Here is an 18,276-nt window from a genome sequence, read left to right on the forward strand (position 1 = left end):
CTCAGGCCAGTTCGATCGCCATCGCCGTGGCCTCGCCGCCGCCGATGCACAGGGCGGCCACGCCGCGCTTGCCGCCGGTGCGCTTGAGGGCGCCGATCAGGGTGACCAGGATGCGGGCGCCGGACGCGCCGATCGGGTGGCCCAGCGCGCAGGCGCCGCCGTGCACGTTGATCTTCGCGTGCGGGATCTCCAGGTCGTGCATGGCGGCCATGGCCACGGTGGCGAACGCCTCGTTGATCTCGAACAGGTCGACATCCTTGGTGCTCCAGCCCACTTTTTTATACAGCTTCTGCACGGCGCCGATCGGGGCCGTGGCGAACTGGTCGGGCGCCTGCGCGTGCGTGGCGTGGCCGTGCACGGTGGCGATCGGCGTCAGGCCCAGCTTCTTGGCGGTGGACGCGCGCATCATCACCAGCGCGGCGGCGCCGTCGTTGATGGACGAGGACGAGGCGGCCGTGATGGTGCCGTCCTTCTTGAACGCGGGGCGCAGCGCCGGGATCTTGTCGAGCTTGGCCTTGAGCGGGCCCTCGTCCTTGTCGATCACGGTGTCGCCGCCGCGGCCGGACACGGTCACCGGCGCGATCTCCCACTTGAAGTAGCCTTCGCTCGTGGCCAGCTGGGCGCGCTTGACCGATTCGATCGCGAACGCGTCCTGCGCCTCGCGCGTGAACTGGTACTTGGCCGCGCATTCCTCGGCGAAGGTGCCCATCGAGCGGCCCTCGCCGGTCTTCTCGTTGCGCGAGTAGGCGTCCTCCAGGCCGTCGTACATCATGTGGTCGAACAGCATGCCGTGGCCGATGCGGTAGCCGCCGCGCGCCTTGGGCACCAGGTAGGGCGCGTTGGTCATCGACTCCATGCCGCCGGCCACCACCACCTCGGCGCTGCCGGCCACCAGCTGGTCGTGCGCGAAGATGGCCGCCTGCATGGCCGAGCCGCACATCTTGGACAGCGTGACGGCGCCGGTGGAGGTCGGCAGGCCGCCTTTGAGCAGGGCCTGGCGGGCCGGGGCCTGGCCCTGGCCGGCCATCAGGCAGTTGCCGAAGTAGACATGCTCGACCAGCGTGGGATCGACGCCGGCGCGCGCGACGGCGGCGGCGATGGCCACGCCACCGAGGTCGTTGGCGCTCTTGGTCGAGAAATCGCCCTGGAAGGCGCCCATGGGGGTGCGCGCGGCACCGACGATTACGATGGGATCATTCATTTTCTAACGTCTCCATAAAGGGGGGCGGCGTGACCGCCGGGGGTGAGATGAGGTGCTGATGGCAAAAACGGATGTGCTGCGGATACGGGAACACGTCGTCCACGTGGCCGTCCTGGATGCGCTGCTTGCGGGCCTGCCAGTAGGACGCGGTCAGCAGGTCGGCGTGGTGCTTCATGAAATACTTGCGGATCTTGGCGTTGCCGAGCAGGAAGGTGCCGAACTGCTCGGGGAACACGTCGCTCTTTCCGACCGGGTACCACGGTTCGGACGCCATCTCCTCCTCCTCGGTGCGCGGGGTGGGGATCACGCGGAAATTGCAGTCCGTGATGTATTCGATCTCGTCGTAGTCGTAGAACACGACGCGCTGGTGGCGGGTGACGCCGAAGTTCTTGTACAGCATGTCGCCGGGGAAGATGTTGGCCGTCACCAGTTCCTTGATGGCGTTGCCGTATTCGAGCACGCCATGCTCGATCTGGGCGTCGTCGCCATCGTTCTCGGCGTTGCTGAGCCAGATGTTGAGCGGCACCATGCGGCGCTCGATGTACAGGTGCTTGATGATGATCTTCTCGCCATCCTCCTCCACCAGCGAGGGCGCGTAGTGCTGGAGTTCGGCGATCAGCTCGTCCGTGAAGCGGTGCCGGGGGAAGGCCACGTTCGAGTATTCGAGCGTGTCGGCCATGCGGCCCACGCGGTCGTGGTGCTTCACCAGCAGGTATTTTTCCTTGATCTGCGCGCGCGTGGTTTCCTTGGGCGCCGGGAAGAAGTCCTTGATCACCTTGAACACGTAGGGGAAGGACGGCAGCGCGAACACCAGCATCACCAGGCCGCGGATGCCGGGCGCGATCTCGAACTGGTCGGACGAGTGCTTGAGGTGCTGCAGGTAGTCGCGGTAGAACAGCGTCTTGCCCTGCTTTTGCAGGCCGAGGATGGTGTACATCTCGCTGCGCGGCTTGCGCGGCATCAGGCTGCGCAGGAACTGCACATAGGCCGACGGCACCTCCATGTCGACCAGGAAGTAGGCGCGCGTGAACGAGAACAGCACCGTGATCTGCTCCAGATCGAACAGCACGGTGTCGAGGATCAGCTCGCCGTTGCGGTTGTGCAGGATGGGCACGATGAACGGGTATTCCTTGTTGCCGTTGATGCCCTTGCCGACGATGTAGGCGCCCTTGTTGCGGAAGAACAGGCTCGACAGCACCTGGATCTGGTGGTTGGGCTCCATGCGGATGGTGCCGAACAGCTGGCGCAGGCGCGCCTCCACCAGGTCGACGTCGCGGTCGAGGTTGGCGAACTTGGCGTTCAGCTGGAAATTGGTGATGATGCGCCGCAGCGCGAAGTGCAGGCCGTCCTTGCCCGGGTAATAGACGCGGTAGGTCGGCGACAGTTCGTCCGTCTCGATGTACTCGGTCGACACGACCGGGCGCACGAAGATGAAATCGTTGTGGAAATAGGTGCGGTGCAGGATGTTGCAGCAGACGGAATTGAAGAACGTTTCGGCCAGCTCCGGCTGCTTGTGGTCCGACAGCATGCCGATGTAGTGCAGCTTGAGCTCGCGCCACACGTCGTCCGTCAGTTCCTCCGGGTCGTACTCGTCTTCCAGCATCTGCACGCATTCGTGCACACGCTTGTCGTAAAAGCCGATACGCTCGCGCGCGGCCAGCTGGGCCTCGCGCCAGGCGCCCTGCTCGAAATGCTGCTTGGCCTGCTGGCTGGTCTCGCGAAAGAGCCGGTAGTGCTTGTCGAAACCGTCGCGTATCGTGCGCGCGATGTCGAAAGCGATCTGGGAAGACAGCAGTTTGGGGAAAGCAGCTTGGGTCATCGTCCTACTCGCGGTTGGGCTGGTGGGTGAGCGCCGTTCCCGCGCGGGAACGGCGTACGGACCGCCCCAGCTTTACATGGTCTCCGCGAACAGTTCGCGACCGATCAGCATGCGGCGGATTTCGCTGGTACCGGCGCCGATCTCGTACAGCTTGGCGTCGCGCCACAGGCGGCCCACCGGATACTCGTTGATGTAGCCGTTGCCGCCCAGGGTCTGGATCGCCTCGCCGGCCATCCAGGTGGCTTTCTCCGCGCTGTACAGGATCGCCCCCGCCGCGTCCTTGCGCAGCTGGCGGACCGCTTCCGGGGTTTTGGCCCGGTCGCAAGCCTGACCGACGGCGTACACGTATGCCTTGCACGCCATCATGGTCGAGTACATATCGGCTATCTTACCCTGCATCAGCTGGAATTCGCCGATGGACTGGCCGAATTGCTTGCGGTCGTGGATGTAGGGCACCACGTTGTCCATGCAGGCCTGCATGATGCCCAGCGGACCGCCCGACAGCACGGTGCGCTCGAAATCCAGGCCCGACATCAGCACGTTGACGCCCTTGCCCAGGCCGCCCAGCACGTTCTCGGCCGGCACTTCGCAGTCCTCGAACACCAGTTCGCCCGTGTGCGAACCGCGCATGCCGAGCTTGTCGAGCTTCTGGGCCACGGAGAAGCCCTTGAAGCCTTTCTCGATCAGGAACGCGGTCATGCCGCGCGGGCCGGCCTCCAGGTCGTTCTTGGCGTACACCACCAGCACGTCGGCGTCGGGGCCGTTGGTGATCCACATCTTGCTGCCGTTGAGCACCCAGCGGTCGCCCTTGAAGTCGGCGCGCAGCTTCATGCTCACCACGTCCGAGCCGGCGTTCGGTTCGGACATGGCCAGCGCGCCCACGTATTCGCCGGAGATCAGCTTGGGCAGGTATTTGCGCTTCTGCTCCTCGCTGCCGTTGCGTTTGATCTGGTTCACGCACAGGTTCGAGTGGGCGCCGTAGGACAGGCCGACCGAGGCCGAGGCGCGCGAGATTTCCTCCATCGCCACGATGTGGGCCAGGTAGCCCATGTTGGCGCCGCCGTACTCCTCGCCGACGGTGATGCCCAGCACGCCCAGCTCGCCCATCTTGCGCCACAGGTCCATGGGGAACTGGTCGTTGCGGTCGATTTCAGCGGCGCGCGGCGCGATTTCGGCGGCGGCGAACTGTTGCACGGCTTCGCGCAGGGCGGCGATGTCTTCGCCATGGTCAAAGGTCAGGCCGGGGAGATGGAGCATGTCATCCTCTATTGTCGTGTGGGTGGCTGGGTGTTGATGCGGCAATGATACGCTTGTGTGACGTTAACGTAAACGTCAAGTGAATGGCGTGCGTTGCGCGGCGGCGGGGCCCAGGCGCCCCCCGCCCGCGCTTACGGGGTGGCGCCCGCCGGCTGTTCGCCGGTCTGGGCCGCCAGCAGGCGTTTGCATTCATCCTCATGGGCGGTCAGCTCGGCCAGCGCCATCTCCAGGTCTTCACGCTGCTGTTCCAGCGTTTCGCGGTGCTGCGACAGCACGTTCAGGAAACGGTGCATCTGGGCCGCCGTGTCCTTCGGCGACTCGTACATGTCGACCAGGCTCTTGATCTCCGACAGCGACAGGCCCAGGCGCTTGCCGCGCAGGGTCAGCTTGAGGCGGGTGCGGTCGCGCGGCGTGTAGACGCGGTTGCGCCCGCCCGCGCCCTCGCGCGAGGGGCTCAGCAGGCCCTGGTCTTCATAAAAGCGGATGGCGCGGGCCGTCACATCGAATTCACGGGCCAGTTCGGTAATAGTATAGGTCGGCATTGTTGGGCTTGCGGTAAAGTGGCGGAATCCGGATGACGGGGCTGGCGGCTGCCGTTTACAATCATCGCACAGCTTCCGTTTACGTCAACGTCAATCACATTGTAGCGCGCCCGCTCCGAAAGATCGCCATGAATCCACTTGAATCGCAATTGCAGTATCCGCTGGGCGACACCGTGCCCGCCATCGGCACCGTGACGGCCGTGGCCGACGGCGTGGGCTGGCTGCGGATGCCGTTGCCGTTCGCGCTGGACCATATCAACTTGTGGTTGCTCAACGACAACAACGTCGACACGGGCGCGCCCGGCTGGGCCGTGGTCGATTGCGGCGTGGCCACGGACGCCACCCGGGCCGGCTGGGAAGCCATCTTCGCCGGCCCCATGGCGGGCCGGCCGCTGCAACGGGTGCTGGCCACCCATTGCCATCCCGACCACATCGGCCTGGCCGACTGGCTGGGCCAGCGCTGGCAGGCGCCGCTGTGGGCCACCACCGGCGAATACGCGTTCGCGCGCATGATGTCGGCCGCCCTGCCCGGCGTGGACGGCTCGTCCGCCGTGCCCCACTTCCAGCGCCACGGCCTGCGCGACCCCGACATGCTCGACAAGATGCGCAGCCGGCGCCAGTACTACCCGTCGCTGGTGCCGTCGGTGCCGGAAAGCTACCGCCGCATCCAGGACGGCCAGCTGATCGCCATCGGCGCCCACCAGTGGCGCGTGATCACCGGCTTCGGCCATGCGCCCGAGCACGCCTCGCTGTACTGCGCCGCGCTCAAGGTGCTGATCTCGGGCGACATGGTGCTGCCGCGCATCTCCACCAATGTGTCGGTGTTCGCCGTCGAGCCGGAGGCCAATCCGCTGGGCCTGTACCTGGACTCGCTCGGCAAGTTCGCCGACCTGCCCGACGACGTGCTGGTGCTGCCGTCGCACGGCAAGCCGTTCCGCGGCCTGCATACGCGCATCGCCCAGTTGCGCCAGCACCACGTGGAGCGGCTGGCCGAGGTGGTGGCCGCCTGCGCCGGCTGGCAGTCGGCGGCCGACATCGTCCCCATCATGTTCAAGCGCCCGCTCGACGCCCATCAGCTCAGCTTCGCGCTGGGCGAGGCGCTGGCCCACCTGCATAAATTGTGGCAGGAGGGTATCGTGCGCCGCGAAACGGGGACCGACGGCATCATAAGATTTCAACGGCGATAAGCAGGCCCGGCACACGCCCCCGTAGTTTTACAACGCAAAACTGGCGGCCGGACTGGCCGGGGGTGGGTATAAAGTGTTATGGTATCAATCTTGCCATTTAACCTCCATCCGCATCCCGATTGCCCCTGGATTTTACGCTGGCCGCGACCAAATTTTGTTTGGTGGCGGTGTTGGTCATTGGAGTGACGCATGAGAGATAGAATGTCAAACGTTAAATCCATTTGTGACACAATTAGTGTTTGCATACCAGAGACTGACTTTCATGCGGCAACGTGAAATAGTGCAATTATGAATTCTTCCAATGAACGCGAAAGCTTTAGCCAGCGCCTGCAACAGGCTCTCAAAAATGCTCACTACTCCCCCGACAGTCCCACCCGCCTGGCAAGGGAATTTAACATTCGCTTCGATGGCCGGCCGATCACGGTGCACGCGGCGCGCAAGTGGCTGGTAGGCGAGGCCATCCCCACCCAGGAGAAGCTGCGCATGATCGCGCAATGGCTGGGGGTGCCGGCCGAATGGCTGCGTTTTGGCGGGCCGGAGGCGGGCGCGCCCGCCGGCGAGGGCGGCAATGGTTTGTCGCGTTTCGAATCGGCCGACGTCAAGCTGATCGCCGATTTGCAACGGCTGGACGAACATCACCGCCAGATCGCGCGGGAATTTATCCGCATGCTGGTGCGCGTGAACTACCAAAAGTAACAAATCACCATTGATTGTCCTGAACAAGAATGCGGCCGGGCCGGTCGTCCATACCGCATTTATTTAAGTTCTCTTAAATACTCTGTAATTTTTATTCGGTTTTTTGCTTCGTGGAAAAACCACGGACCCGCCTGCGCGTCGCCGCCCGGCGGGTTTGCGCTGTGTCATGTGCGCGACATGCGCGAAGCGCACAATCCCAGACGGCCCCTTTTATTTTTTGGCAATGACTCGCTTCTTTACAGCGCGGATGCCAATAGTGGCTCATAATTGGGAAAGTTTCGCGTCGCAGCAGTCTTCACTACGGAGTCGAGCATTTGAGCCGTCTTATCAAAAGTAACTACAGCAACGTCGCACAGCTGAAAGACCTGATGACCGCGCCGCCCATGACGGCGGCCCAGCATGCGGAAGTGATGCGCAAGCGCATCGCCCAGCGTCGCATGGTGGAAGAAGCACGGGAATTGAAACAGGCTTGCAGCGCCCAGTTCGAGAAGCGCTAGGGTGTCGTGCCGGGGCCGACAGGGTCCGGCCGGTTGTGCAGGCAGTGCTGCCGCCGCCGCGGCCATGCGGGCGGCGCGGGGAGCTTGACGCCGCGGCCCTTCAGGCCCCGGACGCCGGCTTCATGCCCTGCCAGCGCGGCGCCAGCGCGTGCGCTATGCCGAACAGGTCGATGACGCGGGCCACCGTGTGGTCGACCATCTCGGCTATGCTCTGGGGCTGGTGGTAGAAGCTGGGCAGGGGCGGGAAGATGATGCCGCCCATTTCCGTCACGGCCGTCATATTGCGCAGGTGGGCCAGGTTGAATGGCGTCTCGCGCACCATCAGCACCAGGCGGCGGCGTTCCTTGAGCACCACGTCGGCCGCGCGCGTGATCAGGTTGTCGGACAGGCCATGGGCCACGGCGGCCAGCGTCTTCATCGAGCATGGCGCGATCACCATGCCGTCGGACTGGAAGGAACCGCTGGCGATGGACGCGCCCACGTCGCGGCTCTTGTGCACGACGTCGGCCAGCGCCTCCACGGCGCGGCGCGTCATGCCCGTTTCCTGCTGCAGGGTCAGCACGGCGGCATCGGAGACGATCACATGCGTCTCCACGCCGGGCATGGCCTGCAGATGTTGCAGCAGCCGCACCCCATACACGGCGCCGGTGGCGCCGGTGATGGCGATGACGAGCCGCTGCGGGCGATCATTCACCGAGCAGGGCCTTCAGTTCGCCCGACTCGTACATCTCGTTCATGATGTCGGAACCGCCGATGAACTCGCCCTTGATGTAGAGCTGGGGAATGGTGGGCCAGTTCGAGTATTCCTTGATGCCCTGGCGCACTTCAGGATCGTCCAGCACGTTCACGGTGGCGATGTTTTCCACGCCGCAAGCTTTCAGGATCTGAATGGCGCGGCCGGAAAAACCGCACTGTGGGAACTGGGCCGTGCCCTTCATGAACAGCACCACGGGGGTGTTGGTCACGGTCTCTTTGATCCAGATTTGTACGTCGCTCATAGCTGCCTCAGGGTAAATTTAAAAGATGCCTGTATTTTATAAGAAAACGGCGGACCGGGTATGCCGGGGCAGCGCCCGGAGATCATGGTTTTGAAGGAAAGCCCGCTGTTTGGGGGCGCGGCACGTTGGCATCAGGCAGCTGGATCCGAAGGATAAGCAGGTTCCTGGGGTAACGGGGGGCATGGGTTGACACCCGTTTAATCGTGCAGCATGATCGCATGAAGATGTGGAGGCTGTATGTTGAAGGAAGTCGGCGCCAGCGGCCAAATATCGCTGGGCAAGAAATTCGCCGGACGGCTGTTCGACGTCATTCATCATCCTGGCGACAGGTTCGAGCTGATCCCAGTTCGCGTCGTTGCGACCGCGCCCCCCCAGGCGCCGCAAATCGTTCAGGCGCCTGACGGATGGGTACCGCCCGGTGGTTACGACGGGTGCACGCAATGGGCGCTGGACAACCGCGATGCGCTGGAACATTACGCACGTCAGGTCGAGGAAGCGGGAACTGCCGCCGAACAACTGCAGCGGTTTCTGGCTGAGCATCCGGAACTGACGACGGATGACCATGGCGAGATTTGATATTTTCGTTAATCCGAACCAGGCCGCCACGCATCGCCTGTATGTCGATGTTCAAAGTGATTTTGTTCGCCTCAGCACCAGGTGGTGTATCCCACTATCCCGCTACTTACCGCCCAGGCCTGTCGTGCAGGGGGCGCAAGCTCTGATTGAAGTCGATCAGCAACAATATGTCATGGACACGCCCAACCTTCTGGCTGTGCCGGCGAGCCTGCTGCGCCAGCGGGCCGGCCGACTGTCGTCGGGCGACCAGCTGGTCGCGGAGTCGTGCATGGAATTTATGTTGCGCGGCTATTGAACGTCGTGGTGTGCCTGCTTGCCCGTTGCCGCTTTCGGGTATCCTAGCCGTATGTCGCCTCCCCATTCCCACACCGGTCACCAGTTCTGGCGCGATGCCAGCCTGCCGTTCATCGAGGCGCGCGCCATCATTGACGGGCGCAAGGTGCGCTACGCCAAGCATTCGCACGACACGTTTTCAATCGGCGTCATCCGTTCCGGACGGGCCGACTATATCAACCAGGCCACGCGCCAGTGCGCCGGCCCCGGCAGCGTCGTCGTGATGAACCCCGGCGATGTGCACGGCTGCAATCCGATCGCCGACGAGCCTTGGTCGTACCGGATGTTGTATGTCGATCACGCCTGGCTGGGCCGGCTGCAGCAATCGTGGGGCGCCGGTGCCGATCAGGCATTCCGCCCCTTTGCGGCGACCATGAGCACGTCGCCGGCGCTGTACGCGGGCTTCAACCGTTTTTTCGACGTGTTGACGGACGCTACGGCCGACCCGTTATTGAAGCAGTGCGCGTCGGTGGCGTTTTTCGAGCAAGTGCAGTCCAGTTTCGCTCCCGCGACGCGCATTGAGCCTGACGCCAACCACAAGCTCGCCCGGGCGGCCGAGTACATCAGCGACAACTGCACCGCCGCGCTGAAGCTGGACGACATTTGCGCCGCCGCCGACCTGTCGCCGTCCTACCTGATCCGTGCTTTCCGCAAGCACTATGGCATGACGCCGCACACTTACCTGTTGAACCGCCGCGTGCAGCGCGCGCGTGGCTTGCTCCAGGGTGGCGCGGCGATCGCCGATGTGGCGCTGGCGACGGGATTCGCCGACCAGGCCCATTTCCAGCGCATCTTCAAACACTTCCTGGCCGCGACGCCGGGCCAATATCGCCGCTGAGCAGCAGGTAGATCGCGCTGGCCGCCAGCAGCAGCGCCATCGCGCGGTTGAACAGCCGCAGGCCAGCCGGATCGGCCAGCCGGCGCTGCAGGAAGGTGCCGGCCCAGGCCCAGCAGGCGATCGACACATAGCACACCACGCCATACAAGGCGGCGAAGCGCCATACGAGCGCCGCGTCGCCGTTGGCGGCGAACGCGCCCACGCCGGCCACGGCCGCCACCCAGGCTTTGGGATTGAGCCATTGCATCGCCGCGCCCGCCAGCAGTGACGGGCCCTTGCCGTCGCTGGTGAGCGCGAGCTTGCCGTCGTCGCTGGCGAGTTTCCACGCCATCCACAGCAGGAAGGCGGCGCCGGCCAGCTGGGTCGCCCGAGTCAGGGCCGGCGCGCGCCCCAGCAGGGCTTGCAGGCCCGCGCCGGTCAGCAGCAACAGCAGGGTGAAACCGACCGTGGCGCCGGTGACATGGCGCATGCTGGCCCGCAGGCCATGGCGCGCGCCGCTGCTGAGCGCGACGATGTTGACCGGGCCGGGGGAAATCGAGGAGGCCAGCGCGAAGGCGGCCATGGAAAGGACGATGCTCATAGATAGTCTCCGATGTCATAACGCTACCGGAGCGGACGATACGCGGGGCGGGCCAGGCTGTATTGAAGAAAATGATCCTGGCGCAAAGGGCCGTCGCCTGGCGGGAAAAGCAAAAAAGCCACCCCCAGGTGGCTTTTTTGCTTGTTGCGCGCCCGCCTGGCGCCTAGCCGCGCAGCTTGGCGAACGCCGCCGCCATGCTGCCGCCGATCGGCTCCGCGCGGGCCGTTTGCTTCTGGTGCTGGCCCAGGCTCTTGCGGTCGTTGCGGTCGCCGCGCTGCTGCGGGTTGGCGCCGGCCTGCGGCGCGCTGTCGGTCAGGCGCATGGTGAGGGCGATGCGCTTGCGCTTCTCGTCCACCTCCAGCACCTTCACCTTCACCACCTGGCCCGCCTTGACCACCGTGTGCGGGTCCTTGACGTAGTTGCTGGACAAGGCCGAGATGTGCACCAGCCCATCCTGGTGCACGCCGATGTCGACGAAGGCGCCGAACGCGGCCACGTTGGTGACCACGCCCTCCAGGATCATGTCCGGGCGCAGGTCGCGGATGTCCTCCACGCCCTCCTTGAAGGTGGCGGTGCTGAATTCGGGCCGCGGGTCGCGCCCCGGCTTCTCCAGCTCCTTCAGGATGTCGGTCACGGTCGGCACGCCGAACTTGTCGTCGGCGTACTTGGCCGGGCTCAGCGTCTTGATCAGGGCCGTCTCGCCGATCACGGCGCGGATGTCCTTTTTGATATCGCCGAGGATCTTCTCCACCAGCGGGTACGATTCCGGGTGCACGGCCGAGGCGTCGAGCGGGTTCTCGCCGCCCATCACGCGCAGGAAGCCGGCCGCCTGCTCGAAGGTCTTGTCGCCCAGGCGCGGCACGGCTTTGAGCGCCGCGCGCGACGGGAACGCGCCCTTCAGGTCGCGGTAGCTGACGATGGACTGGGCCACCGAGGCCGACAGGCCCGACACGCGCGCCAGCAGCGGCGCCGAGGCCGTGTTCACGTCCACCCCGACCGCGTTCACGCAATCCTCGACCACCGCGTCGAGCGAGCGGGCCAGCTGGGTTTGCGACACGTCGTGCTGGTACTGGCCCACGCCGATCGATTTGGGGTCGATCTTGACCAGTTCGGCCAGCGGGTCCTGCAGCCGGCGCGCGATCGAGACGGCGCCGCGCAGCGACACGTCCATGTCGGGCAGCTCGCGCGAGGCGAACTCGGAGGCCGAGTACACCGACGCGCCCGCCTCGGAGACGACGATCTTGGTCAGCTTCTGCTCCGGATGGCGCTTGATCAGGTCCTGGGCCAGCTTGTCCGTCTCGCGCGAGCCGGTGCCGTTGCCGATCGAGATCAGCGACACGTTGTGCTGGGCGGCCAGCCGGCCCAGCGTGTGCAGCGCGCCGTCCCAGTCGTTCTTGGGCTGGTGCGGGTAGATGACGGCCGTGTCGACCACCTTGCCGGTGGCGTCCACCACGGCCACCTTGACGCCCGTGCGCAGGCCGGGGTCCAGGCCCATGGTGGCGCGCTGGCCGGCCGGCGCGGCCAGCAGCAGCGCCTTCAGGTTGGTGGCGAAGATGTTGATCGCGTCCTGCTCGGCCCGCTCGCGCAGCGCGCCCATCAGTTCCGTCTCCAGGTGCATGAAGCTCTTCACGCGCCAGGTCCAGCGCGCCGTGTCGGCCAGCCACTTGTCGGCCGCGCGGCCGGCCTGCCGGATGCCGAAGCGGGCCGCGATGCGGCTCTCGCACGGGTTGTGGGGCGCGTCCCACTTCGGCTTTTCCGCCTCCGTGTCGAGCCGCAGCGTCACGTCCAGGATGCCTTCGCGGCGTCCGCGCAACAGGGCCAGCGCGCGGTGCGACGGCACCGTGCCCAGGGTTTCCGAATAATCGAAGTAGTCGGCGAACTTTTCGCCTTCTTCTTGCTTTCCTTCAACGACCTTCGATTCCACCACGCCATGATCGAGCACGTATTCGCGCAGCGATTGCAGCAGCGTGGCGTCCTCGGCGAAGCGTTCCATCAGGATCTGGCGCGCACCGTCGAGGGCGGCCTTGGTGTCGGGCACGCCGGCATTGTTGCCGTCGGCCGTGGTGAACGGTTCGCGCAGGAACTTGTTGGCTTCCATCTCGGGCGTCAGGTCCGGGTTGGCCAGCAGGGCGTCGGCCAGCGGCGCCAGGCCGGCCTCGATGGCGATCTGGGCCTTGGTGCGGCGTTTTTGCTTGTAGGGAAGATACAAGTCTTCCAGCCGGGTCTTGTCTTCCGCGTGCATGACTGCATCTAATAACTCGGGCGTCATCTTGTTCTGCTCGGTGATCGAGGCGACGATGGCGGCGCGGCGCTCTTCCAGCTCGCGCAGGTAGCGCAGCCGTTCCTCGAGCAGGCGCAACTGGATGTCGTCCAGCCCGCCGGTGGCTTCCTTGCGGTAGCGGGCGATGAAGGGCACGGTGGCGCCTTCGTCCAGCAGGGCGATGGCGGCGGCGACCTGGACGGGCTTGGCGGCCAGTTCCAGGGCAAGACGTTGTTCGATGGAAGGCAACATGGGAGGTGGTTCCTAAGCGGTCAAGCCCGGAATGATACGCAATCGTGGCGAATGCGCCAGTCTTGACAGTCCAATTGGACTGTGCCCGCCCCGCGCGCCGTGAAGCTTGCTGAAGATTGCGCAAACACGAAGCCGCGTATCGCGGATAATATTGCCTGTTGCCGTTTTTGAACCGTCTCTGACCAACAATGCGCCCTATGGATATCACCCGCGACGACGCCACCGATGCCCCAGCCGTACCGGCACGCCCCGCGCCGCCCGCGACCCAATTGTCGTACGCTGTCGCCACCTGGCTGCAGCGGGTGGATGCCGCCGCGCATCCCAAGGCCAAGCTGCCGGCCGTCCCGGTCGACGCCGATCCCAAGCAGCCGCAGTTCCGTTTGATCTATGTGATGGCGCCCACCAGCGGCGGGCGCCACGTGGCGCTGTGCCTGTACAAGGCGCGCCTGCGCCCCAACGGCGACGTGGCCGCCGCCAGCCCGGTGAGCGAGATCTTCTCGCTGCTGTCGGCCCCGCCGACCTTCCTGGCGCCCGGCGACGAGGACCTGATCCGCTTCTTCGTGGCCATGCGCAGCGGCGCCGCCTCGCAGACGGGCAGCGCCACCGAGCCGCGCGGCAAGATCGGCGCGGCCCTGCTGCAGATGCTGTCCGACCAGGAGAAATTGCTGTGGGCAAACTCCTGGGCCGACGTCGGCAACGGCCTGGTCTATCCGCTCAAGGCCGGGCCGTTGCGTCCGGCCAACCTCGTGTGGCGCGAGGAAGGCAAGGGCCTGCGCCTGGGCTGGCAGGTGGAGGCGCCCGAAGGCGCGCGCCACCACGGCGCCGACCAGATCGACTACATGCTGCCGACCGACCCGCCGTGGTATATCGACAACCTGTCGTGCGGCGTGTTGCAGCTGAACCAGGGCGGCGCCGCCATCCCGCTGGCCGAGTTGCAGGCGCTGGTGGCCCAGGCGCCGTTGCTGACGGCCAACGACAAGGTGCGCGTGTCGCAGCTGCTGCTGGCCCATGGCCTGCAGCAGCTGATGCCGCTGCCCCAGCCGCTGCCCCAGCGCGTGCGCGACGACGTGCGGCCGCGCCCCGTGCTGCTGCTGGACGCGGCCATGCTGGCCGATGGCAGCGTGCAGCGCTGGCATGACTTCGCCGTGCTGTCCTTCGATTACGACGGCGAGCGCGTGTCGTTCGACCCGTCCCAGCGCGTGGTGCGCCAGCGCGGCGAGGTGACGGAAATCATCCAGCGCGACATGGCGGCCGAGACGGCCGCGCTGGAATTGCTGCAGTCGATGGAATTCCGCAAGCCGGCGGCCCTGCCGTTGAGCAGCGTGAAGGGCGGCCAGCTGCTGCCCGGCCAGGCCGACTGGATCCGCTTCGCCGGCGACGGCCTGGCCGCGCTGCTGGCGCAGGGCTGGAAGGTGGAGAAAAGCCCGCGTTACCGCTACGACATGACGGCCGTGGACGACTGGTACGCGGACGTGACGCCCGACAGCGCCGACGGCGGCCACGCCTGGTTCGAACTGGAACTGGGCATCGTCGTCAACCAGCAGCGCGTGCCGCTGCTGCCGGTGCTGGTGCAGCTGATCCGCAACGCGCCGAACGATTTCAACCCGAAGACCATGGCCGCCTACGCCGCCCACGACCAGATGCTGGCCACGCTGCCCGACGGCGGCCGGGTGGCGCTGCCCTGGGGCCGGGTCCAGCCCATCCTCAACACCCTGGGCGAGTTGTATTTCAGCGACAAAATCAAGACCTCGCTGCGCATGGCCACGCTGGACGCGGCCCGCCTCGACGAACTGGCGCGCAACGTGGAACTGCGCTGGACGGGCGGCGAGGAATTGCGCCGGATGGGGGCGCGCCTGAACCAGTTCGGCGCCGTCAAGCGGGTGGCCACCCCGGCCGGCCTGCGGGCGACGCTGCGCGACTACCAGGCCGACGGCCTGGCCTGGATGCAATTCCTGCGCGAATACGATCTGGCCGGCATCCTGGCCGACGACATGGGCCTGGGCAAGACGGTGCAGACGCTGGCCCACATCCTGGTCGAGAAGGAGGCGGGCCGGCTGACGGCCCCCACGCTGGTGATCGCGCCCACCAGCCTGATGGGCAACTGGCAGGACGAGGCGGCCCGCTTCGCGCCCGGCCTGCGCGTGCTGTTGTTGCAAGGCAAGGACCGCATGGCCCAGTTCGACCAGATCGCCCAGGCCGACCTGGTGCTGACCACCTACGCGCTGCTGCCGCGCGACGAGGAGAAACTGCGCGAGCATGATTTCCACCTGGTCATCCTGGACGAGTCGCACTACATCAAGAACACGCGCAGCAAGGCGGCCCAGAGCGCCGGCCTGCTGCGCGCGCGGCACCGCCTGTGCCTGTCGGGCACGCCGCTCGAGAACCACCTGGGCGAGCTGTGGTCGCAATTCCACTTCCTGCTGCCCGGCCTGCTGGGCGACGAGAAGAGCTTCAACTCCCTGTTCCGCCACCCGATCGAACGCCAGGACGATCCGCTGCGGCGCGCCCTGCTGAACCGCCGCATCAAGCCGTTCCTGTTGCGCCGCACCAAGGACAGCGTGGCCAAGGAGCTGCCGCCCAAGACGGAGATGGTGCGCAAGGTGGAACTGACGGGCGCCCAGCGCGACCTGTACGAGACCGTGCGGCTGGCCATGGACCAGAAGGTGCGCGAGGAGATCGACCGCAAGGGCGTGGCGCGCAGCCAGATCGTGATCCTGGAGGCGCTGCTCAAGCTGCGCCAGGTGTGCTGCGACCCGCGCCTGGTCAAGTCGCTGCCGGCCAAGAAGCAGACGGCCGGCTCGGCCAAGCTGGCCGACCTGATGCAGATGGTCGAGGATCTGCTGGAGGAGGACCGCAAGATCCTCGTGTTCTCGCAGTTCACCTCGATGCTGGAGCTGATCGAGCAGGAACTGGAGGCGCGCGACATCCCGTACGCCCTGTTGACCGGCGACACCAAGGACCGCGGCGCCCAGGTGGCCGCGTTCCAGCAGGGCGCCGTGCCGGTCTTCCTGATCAGCCTGAAGGCCGGCGGCGTGGGCCTGAACCTGACGGCGGCCGACACGGTCATCCATTACGACCCGTGGTGGAACCCGGCGGCCGAGAACCAGGCCACCGACCGCGCCTGGCGCATCGGCCAGGACAAGCCCGTGTTCGTCTACAAGCTGATCGCCAAGGGCACGCTGGAGGAGAAGATCCAGGTCTTGCAGCAGAAGAAATCGGATCTGGCGCAATCGATCCTGGCCGAGGGCGAATCGCAGAAGATGGCGCTAACTCAAGAAGACCTGCAGCAGATCTTCGCCCCGCTGGTCGATTAGGACCGAGGGGGCTATACTCGCCATGTTGCTTTATAAATGTAGTTTCATCCATGCAAACAGCTCAGGAATGCGAAACAGCGCTGCGCGAGGCCCGTCTGAACGAGGCCCGCTACCGGCTGCTGCTCGACCATAGCAGCGAAGTGAGCTGGATGGTCGACTGCGCCAGCGGTCGGCTGACCTATCTGAGCCCGGCGGCCGAGCGCCAGTTCGGCTACCGGCTCGACACGGCGCAAGCGCTGGCGGCCCGTCTGCTGGCCGATTTGCCGGCCCGGCTGGCCCGGCTGGCGGCCGGCGACCTCGGCCGCATGCGCGTGCTGCGCCAGTCCGAGCAGCCGCACGCCGACGGCCACCTGGTGCCGGTCGAGATCGAATCGACGGTGGTGCTGGACGGCGACGGCCGGCCCGCCACGCTGGTGGGCGTGGTGCGCGACCTGAGCGCGCAGCGCGCGCTGGCCGAGCAGCAAAAGAAATTCGCCTCCATGGTGTCGCACGAATTCCGCACCCCGCTGGCCACCATCGACGGCGCCATCCAGCGCCTGGAGATGACGGGCGGCCACCACGACGAGGCCACGCGCAAGCGCTACCGCAAGATCCAGACGGCCGTGGACCGCCTGCTGGCCATGGTCGACGACTACCTGTCGCCCGAGCGGCTGGCCAGCATCGGCCGCGTCCGCCAACCCAATGAACTGTCGCCGCAGGCGTTGCTGGAGACGGCCGCCGCCCAGGCCCGCGCCCGGCGCGCCGCCATCACCGTGCAGTGCGGCGGCCTGCCGCAGTGGATACGGTGCGACCCGGATGGCTTGCGGCTGGCAATAGAAGTGTTGCTCGACAATGCAATTAAGTACACAAAGCCCGATACCGCGATAGAATTGATAGGTAAAAAGGCAATGGACGGCGGCATCGAGTTCGTGGTGCGCGACCATGGCGACGGCATCGCGGCGGCCGACCTGGCGCGCGTGTGCGACAAGTCGTTCCGTGGCGCCAACGCGGCCGGCATAGCCGGCTCGGGCCTGGGCCTGTACATGGCGCGGGCCGTGGTCGACGTGCACGGCGGCACCCTGGAGCTGAAGAATCTTCCTGAAAGCGGCGTGGAATGTCGGATTTGGTTGCCGGCCGCCGCCGCCGCCGGGAAAAACCTTGCACAAGCACTAGGCAGCAGTGATAATTCCCCGACGCAAGTTCACTCTGCCACGGGGCAGAACTGAGCACGATTGCTCACTCATCGGACCGAATGGCGCATCAATGACGCAAATACTCATCGTGGAAGACAATCTGGACTATGCCGAGGAAATGGCAGAGTTTTTGACTGAGCTTGAACACGAGGTGCACATCACCAACAACGCCAGCGAGATGTGGTCGGCCCTCAGCCAGGGCAAGGTGGGGGTGGTGGTGCTCGACCTGGGCTTGCCCGATGAGGATGGCTTCAATGTGATCCCGCGCATGCGCCAGCTCTATCCGCAGATCGGCCTGCTGGTGCTGACGGGCCGGGTGGCGTTCGACAACCGCATCCTGGGCCTGCGCCTGGGCGCCGACCATTATCTGACCAAGCCCATCAAATTCCCCGAGCTGGCCGCCCACATCGAGGCGCTGGACCGGCGCGTGGGGCCGCAGGATCCGGTGCCCGTGCCCAGCAAGTGGACGTTGCGGGTGTCGGCCCGTCAACTTGAACTGGCGGGCCTGGCCATCACGCTGACGGAAAAGGAATGCAACTTCCTGCACCTGCTCACCATTAACACCCGGCCCGTGCCGCGCCAGGTGATCGTGGCCGGCATCGGCGGCGACGACCCCGACGCCGGCCGCCGCGTCGACATGCTGGTGTATCGTTTGCGCAAGAAGGCGCGCACCGGCCTGGGCCAGGATCTGCCGCTGCGCAGCGCCTACGGCGAAGGCTACAGCCTGTCGGCCAGCTTCAACCTCTCTTGACTT

The 18,276-nt window shown here is 65.8% G+C and carries 17 protein-coding genes; 9 read left to right on the top strand and 8 right to left on the bottom strand.

Annotation, left to right across the window (positions count from 1 at the left end; genetic code table 11):
• Nucleotide 1: 1 nt before the first annotated feature.
• The 4 genes from AC1RQG_RS21450 to AC1RQG_RS21465 form a co-directional block, all read right to left on the bottom strand.
• Nucleotides 2-1,201, bottom strand: coding sequence for an acetyl-CoA C-acyltransferase (locus AC1RQG_RS21450; protein WP_493134387.1), 1,200 nt, complete (start codon nucleotides 1,199-1,201; stop codon nucleotides 2-4).
• Nucleotides 1,194-3,020, bottom strand: coding sequence for a bifunctional isocitrate dehydrogenase kinase/phosphatase (gene aceK / locus AC1RQG_RS21455; protein ID WP_493134388.1), 1,827 nt, complete (start codon nucleotides 3,018-3,020; stop codon nucleotides 1,194-1,196). The genes AC1RQG_RS21450 and aceK overlap by 8 nt, the downstream gene beginning before the upstream one ends.
• 72 nt (nucleotides 3,021-3,092) lie before the next feature.
• The gene (locus AC1RQG_RS21460; protein ID WP_493134389.1) at nucleotides 3,093-4,277 is read right to left on the bottom strand and encodes an isovaleryl-CoA dehydrogenase; all 1,185 of its coding nucleotides are present in this window, start codon (nucleotides 4,275-4,277) and stop codon (nucleotides 3,093-3,095) included.
• Between the two features lie 131 nt (nucleotides 4,278-4,408).
• Nucleotides 4,409-4,819, bottom strand: coding sequence for a MerR family transcriptional regulator (locus tag AC1RQG_RS21465; protein WP_493134391.1), 411 nt, complete (start codon nucleotides 4,817-4,819; stop codon nucleotides 4,409-4,411).
• Nucleotides 4,820-4,947: 128 nt separating this feature from the next.
• Between AC1RQG_RS21465 and AC1RQG_RS21470 the strand changes: the two genes are divergently transcribed.
• The 3 genes from AC1RQG_RS21470 (at nucleotide 4,948) to AC1RQG_RS21480 (ending at nucleotide 7,199) form a co-directional block, all read left to right on the top strand.
• Complete coding sequence (locus AC1RQG_RS21470; RefSeq protein ID WP_493134392.1) at nucleotides 4,948-6,006, top strand: MBL fold metallo-hydrolase; 1,059 nt, start codon at nucleotides 4,948-4,950, stop codon at nucleotides 6,004-6,006.
• A gap of 288 nt (nucleotides 6,007-6,294) precedes the next feature.
• Nucleotides 6,295-6,702 (top strand): hypothetical protein, encoded by a 408-nt coding sequence (locus AC1RQG_RS21475; RefSeq protein ID WP_182151733.1) that lies wholly within the window; start codon nucleotides 6,295-6,297, stop codon nucleotides 6,700-6,702.
• 314 nt (nucleotides 6,703-7,016) lie between these two features.
• Complete coding sequence (locus tag AC1RQG_RS21480) at nucleotides 7,017-7,199, top strand: hypothetical protein (protein WP_493134499.1); 183 nt, start codon at nucleotides 7,017-7,019, stop codon at nucleotides 7,197-7,199.
• 100 nt (nucleotides 7,200-7,299) lie between these two features.
• Here the strand turns inward: AC1RQG_RS21480 and AC1RQG_RS21485 are convergent, their stop codons facing one another.
• Nucleotides 7,300-7,893 (bottom strand): UbiX family flavin prenyltransferase, encoded by a 594-nt coding sequence (locus tag AC1RQG_RS21485; RefSeq protein ID WP_493134395.1) that lies wholly within the window; start codon nucleotides 7,891-7,893, stop codon nucleotides 7,300-7,302.
• Nucleotides 7,886-8,197, bottom strand: coding sequence for a Grx4 family monothiol glutaredoxin (gene grxD, locus AC1RQG_RS21490; protein ID WP_493134397.1), 312 nt, complete (start codon nucleotides 8,195-8,197; stop codon nucleotides 7,886-7,888). Before grxD ends, AC1RQG_RS21485 begins: the two co-directional genes overlap by 8 nt.
• Nucleotides 8,198-8,434: 237 nt before the next feature.
• On the opposite strand from grxD, the gene AC1RQG_RS21495 reads away from it, so the two are divergent.
• The 3 genes from AC1RQG_RS21495 to AC1RQG_RS21505 are packed head-to-tail and all read left to right on the top strand — an operon-like array spanning nucleotide 8,435 to nucleotide 9,944.
• Nucleotides 8,435-8,773: a type II toxin-antitoxin system CcdA family antitoxin gene (locus tag AC1RQG_RS21495; protein ID WP_493134399.1), complete on the top strand. Its 339-nt coding sequence runs from the start codon at nucleotides 8,435-8,437 to the stop codon at nucleotides 8,771-8,773.
• Nucleotides 8,760-9,068 carry a CcdB family protein gene (locus AC1RQG_RS21500; protein ID WP_493134400.1) on the top strand — a complete coding sequence of 103 codons (309 nt, stop codon included), beginning with the start codon at nucleotides 8,760-8,762 and terminating at the stop codon, nucleotides 9,066-9,068. The genes AC1RQG_RS21495 and AC1RQG_RS21500 overlap by 14 nt, the downstream gene beginning before the upstream one ends.
• Before the next feature lie 51 nt (nucleotides 9,069-9,119).
• A complete protein-coding gene (locus AC1RQG_RS21505) occupies nucleotides 9,120-9,944 on the top strand; it encodes an AraC family transcriptional regulator (RefSeq protein ID WP_493134401.1) in 825 nt (274 codons plus the stop codon).
• Here the strand turns inward: AC1RQG_RS21505 and AC1RQG_RS21510 are convergent.
• Both AC1RQG_RS21510 and AC1RQG_RS21515 read right to left on the bottom strand, forming a co-directional pair.
• Nucleotides 9,901-10,524: a LysE family translocator gene (locus tag AC1RQG_RS21510; protein ID WP_493134403.1), complete on the bottom strand. Its 624-nt coding sequence runs from the start codon at nucleotides 10,522-10,524 to the stop codon at nucleotides 9,901-9,903. The two genes, AC1RQG_RS21505 and AC1RQG_RS21510, sit on opposite strands and share 44 nt — an antisense overlap.
• Nucleotides 10,525-10,687: 163 nt before the next feature.
• The gene (locus tag AC1RQG_RS21515) at nucleotides 10,688-13,036 is read right to left on the bottom strand and encodes a Tex family protein (RefSeq protein ID WP_493134404.1); all 2,349 of its coding nucleotides are present in this window, start codon (nucleotides 13,034-13,036) and stop codon (nucleotides 10,688-10,690) included.
• Between the two features lie 197 nt (nucleotides 13,037-13,233).
• Between AC1RQG_RS21515 and AC1RQG_RS21520 the strand changes: the two genes are divergently transcribed.
• Genes AC1RQG_RS21520 through AC1RQG_RS21530 form a run of 3 tightly spaced genes read left to right on the top strand, consistent with a single transcriptional unit; the run spans nucleotide 13,234 to nucleotide 18,273 of the window.
• Nucleotides 13,234-16,350, top strand: a complete 3,117-nt coding sequence (locus AC1RQG_RS21520) for a DEAD/DEAH box helicase (RefSeq protein ID WP_493134405.1) — start codon at nucleotides 13,234-13,236, stop codon at nucleotides 16,348-16,350.
• Nucleotides 16,351-16,400: 50 nt separating this feature from the next.
• Nucleotides 16,401-17,555: a PAS domain-containing sensor histidine kinase gene (locus tag AC1RQG_RS21525; protein ID WP_493134406.1), complete on the top strand. Its 1,155-nt coding sequence runs from the start codon at nucleotides 16,401-16,403 to the stop codon at nucleotides 17,553-17,555.
• A 37-nt stretch (nucleotides 17,556-17,592) separates the two neighbouring features.
• Nucleotides 17,593-18,273 carry a response regulator transcription factor gene (locus AC1RQG_RS21530; protein ID WP_493134408.1) on the top strand — a complete coding sequence of 227 codons (681 nt, stop codon included), beginning with the start codon at nucleotides 17,593-17,595 and terminating at the stop codon, nucleotides 18,271-18,273.
• Nucleotides 18,274-18,276 lie beyond the last annotated feature (3 nt).

It is taken from the genome of Rugamonas sp. GW822-FHT03B10 (genome assembly GCF_058801745.1).